Source organism: Bacteroidales bacterium (assembly GCA_022647615.1).
GTDB lineage: Bacteria > Bacteroidota > Bacteroidia > Bacteroidales > UBA932 > Egerieousia.
This window is the reverse complement of the sequence record JALCKZ010000001.1, coordinates 2,125,489-2,137,579: the sequence shown is the minus strand read 5'-3', so window position 1 is coordinate 2,137,579 and position 12,091 is coordinate 2,125,489. Positions and strand designations below refer to the sequence as shown.

Below are 12,091 nucleotides of genomic sequence, written 5' to 3'. Positions count from 1 at the left end.
AATTTGGAATTGGCGCTAACTCCGTTTTGGTTCTACGTGGATGCTGGTTTGAGTCTGCGGACCAAACTTCTGACGCAGTAAATCCTCTATCTTTGAGGCAATTTCATCGTGAGCTTTAATTACGGTCATATTTGGGTCCACTTTGATGTGAACATCTATGATATAGCCGTTGCCGCTTTTGCGTGTCTTCATATTGTGCATTCCCTCAACGCCTTCCACTGACTTAATGACATCCGCAATTTCATTCTCTACGGAATCTGAAAGTGAAGCGTCTGTAAGTTCTTCAACTGCAGGGCGCAGCAGCTTTACCGCAACTCCAATAATAAAGATGCTGACTATGATGGAAGCTATGGGATCCAAAATTCTCCACTGAACTCCTAAAAACATTGCGCCGGAAATTCCTATTAAGGTCCCGATAGATGAAAAAGCGTCTGACCTGTGATGCCATCCGTTTGCTATAACTGCTTGGCTGTTAATCTTTTCTCCAACAGCTCTTGTCTTGCGGAACAGCCACTCTTTGGAAACTATGGAAACTGCCGCGGCTATTAGGGCTGCGTATCCCGGCTTGGAAATTTCAGTGCCTTGTAATGATGTGATAATTTTCTTTGCGCCCGCAATCATCAACATAATTGCGACGGCAAAAAGTGCGACGCTTATGATAAATGTTGCAAAAGTTTCAAATTTACCATGTCCGTAGTCGTGGGTCTGGTCAGTATCCTTGGAGGATAGTTTCATGAACACCAGAACTATTACATCTGTGATAAAGTCTGATAATGAGTGGATACCGTCTGCAATCATGGCGCCGCTTCGGCCAAAAACACCGGCCAAAATCTTTCCGATGGAAAGCACCATGTTCACCCAGAACCCAAGCCATGTCACTTTGCTTGCCTCTGTATTTCTCTCTATTCTAAGCTTTTCAGCCTCTATGTTCAAAATGTTTTTGCTGTTTGTCATAAGCCAGTGCAATAAAAAAACTCATTAATTGCTTTAAACTCTATAGCAACCTATATCATTTACACACTCAAAGTTATGCAAAATTATCAATTGTACTTATGCAAAATAAACAATTCGCAAGTTTTGATCAATTGACTTGCTTTGTTTTTATGCCGACATATTTTTGTGCCGGAAACAAACAGGAAAATTGAAAGAAGAAAAATAGAGTAGCGGATAGAAAGATGGAAAGGATTGATACGTGTAAAGTTATGAAAGAGAGTGAGAAGGATGGAGCCGTTGTGGCGTTGGCATGGGCTGTTATTATGGTTGTGGTAATGATTCTGTCGGGAGGAAAAATTAAAGCGCAGAACTATTCCGTATCCACAAATATTGCCGGGTGGCTGGAGATGGGTACTGCTAATTTAGAGGCGGGTATTCCGGTTGCAAAGAATTGGAGCGTATATGTGCAGGGAGAGTACAATCCTTTCCATTATGATATGTGGGGCAAACGCAGGCAATATAAGCATCTGGAGTTTTCAACAGGTGCCAAGTACTGGCCGTGGTTTATTAATAGCGGCTGGTTTTTAAGCGGTTACGTTAATTGGATGAAATATAGTTTTGGTGGTGTTTTTAATGAAAAGTCCTATGAAGGGAATGCTTACGGTGCAACTATCGGCGGAGGGTATGCTTTGATGTTAAGCAAGAGCTTGAATTTGGAGATGGGACTTGGTGCATTTGCGGGGGTGGCAGATTATACACGATTTTCGTGCATTAAGTGCGGCAAGATTGAGGGTAAAAAGAAAAAAATTATTGTCGCCCCCAATAATGTGCTTATTCAATTAACGATGCTGTTTTAGGAACCGTTTGTTTTTCTTGGATAGATATGAATAAAAGGTTTCAATCATATATTTTGGTTATTATTCTAGTTGCCTGGATTGCAGCTGATTGCAGCGGCATTCATAGAAGGATTGGAAGGCTGGAGAAGTCAGGCGCAGCGGCTAATGTTGCAATTGATAATGGCGGGCAGCACATTAATGTTATTAATCCCGACAGCTTGGTAATAGAAGCTTCTATGGATAGCGGGGAACCTCTGATTATGAACGCAGTAAAAGAAGATTCTACAGGAGATATGATTGCTGCTGATAACCTTAAACCTATAGTTGTTCAAGCTAGATTCCGCAATGTGGCGGAGAGAAACGGGATGGTGAGCATTGCCTTCCAGATTACAGTTCCGGAGGCAATGCAAGACCCGTTTTGGCAGGTGAGGTTTTTCCCAAAATTATTCTGGAACTCTGATTCTCTGAGACTTGACAAGATTTATATAACGGGGAAAAACTATCGCGATGAACAACTTAAAGGTTATGAAAAGTACAAGAGATTTTATAATTCTATTATTCCCGATAGTTCTGATTATGTAAGCGCATTTACAAGAGAGGCATTGCTGCGCAGATTTGCGGAGAGGAATTTTAACGGGAAAAACAATTGTGATGTCACTGAAGATGAAGCTGTTGAGTATTATACCAAATATTGGCTGGTAAACTTAAACAACAGAAGAAAGTCCAGACTTGGAGAGATGTACAAGAAGTATGTCAAGGATCCAATTGAAAAAGAGGGTATAAGGCTGGATACTATTATCATGGGTGTGAACGGAGATATTCTGTACCGGTATATACAAACGCTTAGAGCTCAGAAAGATATGAGAAAGGTGAAACTTTCTTTTGATGGGGGCGTCTATGCTGACGGGAAGGAGCTGTACAAGATGCCGTCATGTGATTCTCTTACTTTTTATGTAAGCTCAATTGTCCAGTTTGCAGATAGAAATCCTTTTTATCTGAGCAAGGTAGTTGAAAGAAGAGTGAATGTTAACACATTGGCATTCATAGACTTTAGAGCTGGAAAATGGAATATAGAGGATACTCTGTTTAATAATGAAGAGGAGATAAAAAGGATAAAAGGGAACTTTGATACGTTAGTTGCAAACAATGATTATGTTATTGACTCAATAGTAGTTACCGCCTCATGTTCACCGGAGGGAAGCTTCATGCAAAATGCAATTCTTGCCGGAAAGAGGGCGGCGTCAATTAAGAAATATTTTTATAACTACTTAAACGACGGTAAGTTGCATGAAAATCCTGTAATGTGTTCTCACTCAATTCCTGAGGATTGGAAGAGGTTGGAGGTAATAATTAGGGCTGATAGTTTTTTAATTGATAAGCCTGATGTTTTAAAATGTTTTGAAATCTCAAACCCGGACATCAGAGAGCGTGCATTATCTAAAACTAAGGATTACAGTTACTTAAGGGCTCATGTTTATCCTCTTTTAAGGAGAATTAATTTTAGTTTTTGCCTGCATCGCAGGGGCATGATAAAAGATACCGTGCATACCCTTGTTGTTGATTCAGTTTATATGAAAGGTGTTGAAGCGCTTGAAGAAAGAGATTATAAAACTGCGATAAACATACTAAGGCCTTATCGGACGCTAAATACTGCCGTTGCATATATGTGCTTGAATTACAATCACTCCGCATTGGATATTTTGGAAAATCTTAAGGTGTCGGCGCAGAGAAATTACATGATGGCGGTATTATATGGACGGCTGGGAGATGAGAAGGAGGCTGTGAAATATTTTTTGAGTTCTGTTCAAATGGAGCCTCAGATGAAATATAGGGGGAACCTTGATCCTGAAATATCATCTTTGATTTCCAAGTATAGACTTTTAGAGTAGGATGAAAATCATTTGAATGTTAGTATAAATATCTTATAATCAATTATTAATAATTATGTTTTAAAATTAATTTAACTATGAAAAAGATTTTGATTGCTGTTATGGTCCTTGCGGTTATGGCGGGATGTAGCAAGAGTGACGGTGAGTTAGGAGCGGGCAATGAGGGAGAGTGCGCATTAACTGTAGCCATTTTGCCTTCTTCAGGCTCTCCGGCGGGAATAGCCAGCGGCGGTGTTGGCGGTGGAACTAAAGCAACCGGAACGGGTTATGATTCACAAAGCGATGATAATAAAATTCAAACGCTGGAATTATTTGTGTTTAAGAATGATAGCGCTGCATCAGATGACGGCGTACTGGAAGCTTATAAAAAATTTTCAAGTTCAGAATTAACAACTCTAACGGGCTTGCAGATGTCCGCAAAGACCGGACCTAAAAATATTATTGCTATAGCTAATTCTCATAAAGCTGACTGGACCGGCATAGATACCTATGCAAAATTTAAGGCGGTTGTGTCATCACTTAAAACAGAGAATCTTACAACATTTACAATGACCGGCTCTGCAACAGCTACGCTTACCGCGGCTACATCTGTAAGTATCCCTGTTGCCAGACTTGTCGGGAGGGTAATACTTAAAAGCATTAAAACAAATTTTGCCGGAACTCCTTATGCGGGAAGCACCCTGTCCGCAGTGAAAATTTTCCTTACAAATGTAAGCGGCAGCAAAATATTCGCAACCGGCGAGGACCCGACGGCTCCTGTAATTTTAAATGCAAAGCAGTATTCTTCAGCAGATTGCAGCGGATGCGCTATGAGCGGAATGTTGTATGATGAGGTTGCCGGAACTATTGGAGAAACAGCCGTTACGACTCCACATTATTTTTATTGTTATGAGAACGTGTTAGCTGCCGAGACCGTAACAGCAAGATTTACAAGGCTTGTTATTCAGGCAACTCTTGGCGGTAAGGTCTATTATTATCCTGTTGACATAAACAGAAGCGGATATGGTTGGGTAAGTGCTAATAATCATGTTGGAGTGAAAAGGAATACTTCATACTCTATAAGCGTGGTGGTAAACGGTCCGGGTTCAACTTCCCCTGATGTCCCTATTACAAGAGGAACAATAACTGCGTCAATTACTGTTGCAAGCTGGGCAACCGTTCCGGATAGTTCCGTTAATTTTTAACAAACATAAAATGAGGTCTTTGCATTGCTTTTATCATATTGTTGAGGTTCTGTCCGCCGTGACTTTTTGCGCGGCGGCGCAGAGCTGCAATACAATTATGGAGAGCAGGGAGGAGTGTCCGTGCGTGCTCACGATAGATTATAGCAAGATAAGCGGCAATGTAAAAAGCGTTCAGGTGTGGGTATTTGATGCCGGAGGCAAATTGTTGCTTAAAGATACGGCAGATAGAAAATCTTTTGGAATTCCTTATGTTTCAAATATTAAGAAAGGGGAAATATTTTGCTATGCATGGTGCAATATTGGAAAAGCTACAATCTGCTCTGAACATTTTTCAACTTCCACCACCATAGAAAAGGCAGGCGCCTTATGCGCCGATTCCCTTTTCTTTTTTAAGTATGAAGGAGCTGCGAATGGCGAGGAGCATAGGCTATATGTCTCTCCAAATAAGGAATTTGCGACTATAAATATAAAATTTGAAGGATTGGAAAATGGGGCTTGGGCGGAAGCGGAACTTGTGTGTAATTCCGGAGGTTTTTTTGTTGGAGGTGCCTGTATAGATAAGGTTTCTCTTACAAATGTTAGTACGTTGTCAGGCTCTCCTGCAAAGGTCCCTTTGGGCGATAGTCGTTCTTTCCCAATCCCTTCTAAAACAGATGCATCCTATGACGGCACATCATTAAGAATGCTGAGGCAAAAATCGGCTGACGGAATCTATATGAACATATATATCCTGTCGGGAGAAAAAGAGATAAATAAAAAGGAGGCCGGCACATTTGAATTGGGTAAATATTTAAAGGCGCTCAATTATGACATGAATGCTGCAAATCTTAAAGATATTGATTTGCTGATAGATGTGGGGGTGATGACAGTTAATGTAAATGTTGAAGGTTGGAATATCACGGCACCGGTGACGGTAGAATTTTAAAATATATACTATGAAAAACAGTTTTTTTAATATCTCAATTGCAATCCTTTTGGCGGTCACAATTGCTATTGTTTTGGTTGTGTCCGCCATTACGGGTTGTACAAAAGATACTGTGCCTGGCGCTCTTAAGGAAAATGAAGGGAAAGCAAATATTAATATTTCATTTTTCCTTCCTCAAAAGGCTTGGACTAAATTGTTGACAGTTAGTCCAATACAAGTATCAAATGTTAATATTTATGTTTGCGCGGAGAGTGGAATTGTTGTAAAATGCCAGTATTTAAGCGGCACTTTTAGCATGAATGTTCCTATACAGAAAGGAGAAAAATACTATTTGTATGCGATAGCAAATGCCGGAAAGCAAATTATACTTAAAGATACCGCAGCAATTGAAAATTATTCCTGGGGAGTTTCCGCAGCCTCTGCACTTGCTGATGCTTCAGGAGGCGTTGTAATGTCCGGCAAGACAGGGTTAATAGCCTTATCTGACGGAGCTTCCGTTCCAATTACTCTTACAAGGTGTGTTGCAAAAATTACGCTGCGCGGAGATAAATCATCTTTGAACAATGGGGTTCAGATTACTATAAACAGCGCTGCAATAAAAAATATTCCAAAGTCGGTTCGACTTTTTAAAATCAATAAAGTTGCTGATGCAGTGAGTGTTATGGATGGGGATATTATATCAGGCTCTGACCTGAATAATTTTTTTACATCCGGCGTTACCTTCTATATGTTTGAAAATATGCAGGGTACGCTGATGCCTGCAAATACTGACCAGACAAAGAAGGTTTGGCCGGATAATAATTTGTATTCCAAAATTTGCAGCTACATAGAACTTAATGCGTCATATATGTCTCTCTTAAAGAAGGGTACGTTGTTGTATAGATTCTATCTTGGAAAAGATATGGTAGGAAATTTTGATGTAGAAAGAAATTCCCAACACACAATAACTGTTTTTTTTGCAGGTGACGGATCTTTAAATGAAAATACGTGGAGGGTTGATATAGAGTCAATTACTGATTTGGTTACTGACGTTGTGTTGCCATCGCGCATTGGAATTGCAGGTTTGGGAAATGTACGCCATGTGGGTTCTTTGATTGTTCCACCTACGGCCGCAGACAAAACTCTGCTTTGGAAATCTTCAGATGTATCTATCGCGACAGTTGACCAAAGCGGCAATGTGACTTCTGCTGGTTTTGGATATTGTAGTATTTCTGCAACTAGTTGTGATGGCGGCAATATTACAGGAGTTTGTATTGTAACAGTGGGGGCGGGTGAAGTGTCATTTCCTGCCGGTCCCCGCACTATGTTTGATGGCGAGAGCGCAGAGATTAAGTGGGCCAAGATTTCTCCTGCTGACAGCGAGCCTGAGGTGAAGTGCAGCGATGCTTCTGTTGTTAAAGTTAACTATGTAAATTCCAGTGTGTTGAACGTAACCGCGCTTAAGCCCGGGAGTGCTACGCTTACTGCAACTTTGGGCAGTTCTTCCTCTTCCTATGTTATAAATGTTGAGGCCCTCAAGGTTAATTTTACCAAAACGGCGCCGGTCTCTATTTTTGAAGGTTTTGATTCGCCAATAGAATATACAATAACACCTTCTCACGCAAGTAGTCTTAAGCTTAAATGGGAATACGTAAGCAAAGCTAATGATGAATCTTATTTCTCCTTTATCAATGGAAATTCTTCTAATGTTGTGAGGGGACTTAAGGCGTCAAATTTGTCATATCCTGCTCATTCCATTAAAGTGAGTTTTGTTGATTATCCTTCTAAAGTGTTTACCACCAGCGTTAAAGTGATGCCGGCTATTACGATTAATGACGGCGATATAAATTTGCTGGCAAATGCTTTTGTCACGGCGGCAACTGGCAAAACTTACTCTAATATTTCCAGAGAGCATTATTTGTCTTATACCGCTCACCCAGGCGCAAGCATATCATGGACTACAAGCCAATCTGATTATCTGAGAATTAACTCCTCAGGCAAGGTTTATACGGATGAGTCTACTACTGCGAATGGCGTGTATGTTATTTATGCTGAGACCCGTGGAAATGATGGAGTTCTGTATAGGAAAACTGTGAATTGTACAGTTTGGGAGGAGATAAATGTTTTGGGCATAACGGAGTATACGCAAGATGGTGAGGAGGATGGATATCCTTATTTTACAATTCAAGGTTATACGGGAGTTAAGTCTTTAAGAGAAGGAGGGTATGCTAAAACGCTTGGGGATGGGTTTACTTATTCATCACATTTTGATGAATTTACACGTACTCATGTTGAGGGGGCGGTAGGAGATCCTTCATATTTAGTTGAATATACGGTACTGGAGTTTAACAATCCTTTTGATTCAGTCAATTATGTGAATGGTTACAAATACCGGTACTATGTCAGCGATTCTTCTTGGATACATTAAAAATAGAGCCGGTGATTTGCCGGCTCTTATTTTATAGTAATCACGATAGCTCCTCCAACTCCATATTTATAGTAGGGGGCATCTTCATAAGTGCATGATGGATAATGAGTTCTAAGTTCTTTTATTATAGAATCTTTTAGGGTGTGACCGCTGGTTCCGTGGATGAAGGTGATTTTTAACCCCTTGTGACTTTTGTTTGTGGTGCAATCATTTTTAAACGGAATCTTTTTCTACTGTGCAAGTTACACTTTTTGAATCAATTGATATCTTATGGCTTATACGCAGACTGCTGTGCAGTCTGCTAGTTGCCTTGCCACAAAGCGGCAAGGCAATTTGTGGTTTACGTGGCTTCGCCACGGAGATGCACGCTCCCTGCGGTCGCGGACAAAAAAACAGCAAGCATTTAGCTTGCTGTTTTTTGTCTTGTGATTAACACAAGATTATCTATCGTGAGGATAATTAAGCCTTTTTAGGCATTACCCAGAAGATTATCAATACAATCCAACCGATGAACGGAACCAGGGCTATTAGCCACCACCAGCCGCTTTTGCCGCTATCGTGAAGTCTCCTTGCGCCTATGCCAAGGAATGGAAGAAGTATTGCAAGTTGGAAAATAAAACATAATATGCCTTCATTTAAAAAGTCCCAGCCAATACCCCAGTCTATTAGACCTAGCGCGATATTTAATAGAAATGAAAAGCCAAAAAACATCCAGAAGCTTTTTGCATCTGTGGTTCCTTCAAAATCAAAGTAATGATTTCTGATAACATCAATAAAATACTTTTTCATGATTTTATGTTTTTAATTGTTAAAATTTTAGTCTCCTCCCTGCATGCTTACTGATACCTTGTACATGTGCTTGCCTTTGTAGACGCGCATGGAGTCCGCAGGGGCGGTGGTGATGTTGTATCTGCTTGAGCTTATGTTCATTCTGGTCATATAATTGCTCAAATTCTCATTGCGTTTCTGAGCAAATTCCAGAATTCTCTGTTCGCAGTTTGCACCGTATAATTTAAGAGCTTTTTCCTCCGCGTCATACATCTTGCCCTCCTGTATGGAAGGGATAAGTCCTCTGGTTAGCATCAGAGAATCTGCAAATTGTCCAACCTCTTTGGATTCAATATCTATATCGGCAAATCTGTCTGTTGCAAATAATGTCTGAGGTGTAAGAGTATCTTTATGTGCTGAGTGGCGGGAATTGTAGAAATCTCTCTTTAACATAAATACCGTGTAAAGTCCTTTTTTACCTCGCTCATATTTACCTCCTGGTCAAACTTTACGCTCATTTGAGGTTTGTGCCCGGCAACTTCTACAATTTGTTTAAAGGTTGTATATTCCTTTGTGTTAAAATCACTTAGCCCGGCATCAAATTCTACGTGGTCAAAGTTCTCTTTGCCTGCGCCAAACAAACTTCCTATTGCTGAGAATGGAGCAACCGCAACTTTAACCAATACATTTCCTATAGCTTTGAAAATTATTTTTCTATAAGAGAACTTAGGATTGTCCAAATCTCCCGTTACAGGTAAATCCATGGCCATAAGCCCTTTGCGGTCTGTCAAAACATAAACTCCAAGACGAACCGGCAATTTGTAAACGGGGTTTTGGTTAATTCTCTTGCTGACTTTTGGCTTAAAAATTTCCAATTTGTTGTCACCGACAAGTTTGTTATTCTTAATGACGTTGCGGCTGATAAACTGCAGCACGCCGCCTTCCAGCTTGTTGCCTACAAAGTGCATAGAGTATGGAGTGAAGTCAGTAAAGTCTATGTTCTTAAGTGTCAGGCGCAAATCCATGTTGCGCATGTTATCAAAGTTACCTGCCCAGTCAAAATTAACTTTTCCTGCTTTGCCTAAAACTGCATTACCCTTTATATGGTTGTCCGTATCTGGATTAAGATTATCTGCCATTACATTAATCTCGCTTAGCGCGTAATCAAATCCTCCGGGAAGCGCTTCATCTTTATATGTGACATTGCCGTCATAAAGACGCATCTCTTTTATGCTGATTCTCATTGGCTTGGAAGAGGATGCGCTCTTAGAGGAAGAACTCTTGGATGATTTCTTCATCAGGTATGTGAAGTTATTGGTGCTGTCCCTGTGCATAACGTACTGGGTCTTTGGATTGTATAGGCGGATGTAGTCAAAGCTGCCTACGTTCTTTCTTAAATCCAAGTCCGCAATATTTGTGGATGCGCTATCCAAAGATATTATAAGTCCTTCTTTTTCAGATGATAAAGAGAAATTGTGTATAGATGCGCGCCCTTTTACGTCCGCCTCCAGAATGTGTTCCTGATTTCCTTTCACGTGCATGTTTAGTGAAAGCAAACCTCCCATTTTGTCTGCATTCAAAGATTGCTGTACATAAGGCAGAACACCTTCCAGGGTAAATTTGCGGATTATTACGCTGAGGTCATACATGCTGCTCTCCATATTGTAGGCAAGTTTTGCCGAGAGCGAACCGCCTTCTGCAAAGTTCAGATTTATACCTGCATCAGTATTCTTTCCGGCAAAGTAAACACGCGGAATTTTGATGTTGATTTTATTGAATCCCCACTTGCTGCCCACCTGCAAATCTTTATAATTTAAGTGGCTTTTTAAAATAGCGATGTTATTAATATCTATTATCCAAGGCTTTGCAGCGGTATCCTTTTTTGATGGATCTGACTTGAATTTTGCAAGAATATCATCAAAGTTGAACTTCTTTCCGTTCTGAAGAATATTTATGTCCAGGGAATCAAATTCTATCCTGTTGATATTAAACTTCTTAGATATCAATTTTACAACGCTCATTTTTGCATTCAAGTTTCTAAATGCAAGAAAATGAGCCTTGTCATCTTTTTCAAACACGTTAAGGTTGCGCGCCTTTACCGTACCGAAAACGGGGTTAATAACTAATTTTTCTATGCGCACCTTCCTGCCAACCAGCTCTTTATCATGGTGCTCAATGTAGTACTTTGCAATGGGGCCGCTGAATATGCCTAGCAGTATAACTATAGCAAGAACAATTGCTACTACTAAAATTATAACCTTTGGAATTTTTCCAAGTTTGCTCCAAACTGACATATTTATATTGTATTATTTTATTTTAAATTTTTCCTTGTTTTTATCTAGCTCTTTATAGATGCCGCTTTTAAAAGTAGTGATTTTATTCTCTTTGCACAAACGTGTTTCTCCTCTTTCATCACAATTTATTGCGTTTATTATTGCTTTGGCTCCCCTGGCCGGACTCTTGATGAATGGGCGAAAAAGCTTGTCAGCCAGCGCATCATACCATTTATGCATGGTAATCATTTTAGTGTTTACTACACCCGGATCAGCTGCAATTGCTCTAATTTTTGAGTGTTGTTTGAGCATTTTGCGGTTCAATGCAATGGTAAACAGCGCAAGGCAAAGCTTTGAACGGCCGTAATTCTTTAATCTGTAGAATCTTCTGTCATCGTCATCCAGCGGCCACCAATTCATTGTTACTGAAACCGTATTTATTATTTTGCCGTCTTCCTGATTCATGTATGGCAGGAGTGACGTGGTTATTCTTCTGGGCGCCAGATAGTTAACTTGAAGCATTGTCTCATGCAAATCCTTTGTTATCTTCATTGCCGGTGCAATGACGCCTGCATTATTTATCAGCAAATCTATTGAGGTCTCTTCCCACTCTTTTTTCTCCAGGACTGTAACAATGTGTTTCACAGCATTATCAACGCTTTCAAAATCCTCCATGTCTGCCGGTATTATGTGGAAGTTAGGAGCAGGATTAATATTTTTCTCCCGGCAGATTTTGGCGCACTCTTCTTTTAGCGCTTCTGCTTTTTGCATATTGCGGCAAAGTGCATAAACTTTATATCTATTGGTCATCAGGTATTTGCATACTTCTGTTCCAATTCCTCCTGTTGCTCCTGTTATTACTGCTATACGTTCCAT

General features: G+C 40.2%; 10 protein-coding genes. 5 read left to right on the top strand and 5 right to left on the bottom strand.

Features of this window, described 5'->3' with window-relative positions; all coding sequences use genetic code 11:
- Positions 1-15: 15 nt before the first annotated feature.
- Positions 16-954, bottom strand: a complete 939-nt coding sequence (locus LKM37_09220) for a cation diffusion facilitator family transporter (GenBank protein ID MCI1721163.1) — start codon at positions 952-954, stop codon at positions 16-18.
- Between the two features lie 221 nt (positions 955-1,175).
- Here LKM37_09220 and LKM37_09215 point away from each other — a divergent pair, with 221 nt between their 5' ends.
- The 5 genes from LKM37_09215 to LKM37_09195 all read left to right on the top strand — a co-directional run bounded on the left by LKM37_09215 (position 1,176) and on the right by LKM37_09195 (position 8,174).
- Positions 1,176-1,790 (top strand): DUF3575 domain-containing protein, encoded by a 615-nt coding sequence (locus tag LKM37_09215; GenBank protein ID MCI1721162.1) that lies wholly within the window; start codon positions 1,176-1,178, stop codon positions 1,788-1,790.
- Positions 1,791-1,816: 26 nt separating this feature from the next.
- Entirely contained in the window at positions 1,817-3,658 is a 1,842-nt protein-coding gene (locus LKM37_09210; protein ID MCI1721161.1) for a hypothetical protein, read from the top strand.
- 77 nt (positions 3,659-3,735) lie between these two features.
- The gene (locus tag LKM37_09205; protein ID MCI1721160.1) at positions 3,736-4,842 is read left to right on the top strand and encodes a fimbrial protein; all 1,107 of its coding nucleotides are present in this window, start codon (positions 3,736-3,738) and stop codon (positions 4,840-4,842) included.
- Positions 4,843-4,939: 97 nt separating this feature from the next.
- Positions 4,940-5,767 (top strand): FimB/Mfa2 family fimbrial subunit, encoded by an 828-nt coding sequence (locus tag LKM37_09200; protein ID MCI1721159.1) that lies wholly within the window; start codon positions 4,940-4,942, stop codon positions 5,765-5,767.
- Between the two features lie 10 nt (positions 5,768-5,777).
- Positions 5,778-8,174, top strand: coding sequence for a DUF4906 domain-containing protein (locus tag LKM37_09195; protein ID MCI1721158.1), 2,397 nt, complete (start codon positions 5,778-5,780; stop codon positions 8,172-8,174).
- A gap of 459 nt (positions 8,175-8,633) precedes the next feature.
- Here LKM37_09195 and LKM37_09190 read toward each other — a convergent pair whose 3' ends face one another.
- From LKM37_09190 to LKM37_09175, 4 genes are read right to left on the bottom strand one after another with little or no spacing between them, the layout of a single operon-like run.
- Positions 8,634-8,963: a DUF805 domain-containing protein gene (locus LKM37_09190; protein MCI1721157.1), complete on the bottom strand. Its 330-nt coding sequence runs from the start codon at positions 8,961-8,963 to the stop codon at positions 8,634-8,636.
- Positions 8,964-8,990: 27 nt separating this feature from the next.
- On the bottom strand, positions 8,991-9,395 hold the full coding sequence (locus LKM37_09185; protein ID MCI1721156.1) for a hypothetical protein: 405 nt from the start codon (positions 9,393-9,395) through the stop codon (positions 8,991-8,993).
- On the bottom strand, positions 9,389-11,236 hold the full coding sequence (locus LKM37_09180; protein MCI1721155.1) for a DUF748 domain-containing protein: 1,848 nt from the start codon (positions 11,234-11,236) through the stop codon (positions 9,389-9,391). The genes LKM37_09185 and LKM37_09180 overlap by 7 nt, the downstream gene beginning before the upstream one ends.
- A 12-nt stretch (positions 11,237-11,248) precedes the next feature.
- Complete coding sequence (locus LKM37_09175; GenBank protein ID MCI1721154.1) at positions 11,249-12,091, bottom strand: SDR family NAD(P)-dependent oxidoreductase; 843 nt, start codon at positions 12,089-12,091, stop codon at positions 11,249-11,251.

Excerpts from the sequence above, each read along its gene's own strand:
- LKM37_09195 (MCI1721158.1), top strand. The coding sequence starts at position 5,778 with ATGAAAAACAGTTTTTTTAATATCTCAATTGCAATCCTTTTGGCGGTC.
- LKM37_09190 (MCI1721157.1), bottom strand. The coding sequence starts at position 8,963 with ATGAAAAAGTATTTTATTGATGTTATCAGAAATCATTACTTTGATTTT.
- LKM37_09200 (MCI1721159.1), top strand. The coding sequence starts at position 4,940 with ATGGAGAGCAGGGAGGAGTGTCCGTGCGTGCTCACGATAGATTATAGC.
- LKM37_09175 (MCI1721154.1), bottom strand. The coding sequence starts at position 12,091 with ATGGAACGTATAGCAGTAATAACAGGAGCAACAGGAGGAATTGGAACA.
- LKM37_09180 (MCI1721155.1), bottom strand. The coding sequence starts at position 11,236 with ATGTCAGTTTGGAGCAAACTTGGAAAAATTCCAAAGGTTATAATTTTA.
- LKM37_09220 (MCI1721163.1), bottom strand. The coding sequence starts at position 954 with ATGACAAACAGCAAAAACATTTTGAACATAGAGGCTGAAAAGCTTAGA.
- LKM37_09210 (MCI1721161.1), top strand. The coding sequence starts at position 1,817 with ATGAATAAAAGGTTTCAATCATATATTTTGGTTATTATTCTAGTTGCC.
- LKM37_09185 (MCI1721156.1), bottom strand. The coding sequence starts at position 9,395 with ATGTTAAAGAGAGATTTCTACAATTCCCGCCACTCAGCACATAAAGAT.
- LKM37_09215 (MCI1721162.1), top strand. The coding sequence starts at position 1,176 with ATGGAAAGGATTGATACGTGTAAAGTTATGAAAGAGAGTGAGAAGGAT.
- LKM37_09205 (MCI1721160.1), top strand. The coding sequence starts at position 3,736 with ATGAAAAAGATTTTGATTGCTGTTATGGTCCTTGCGGTTATGGCGGGA.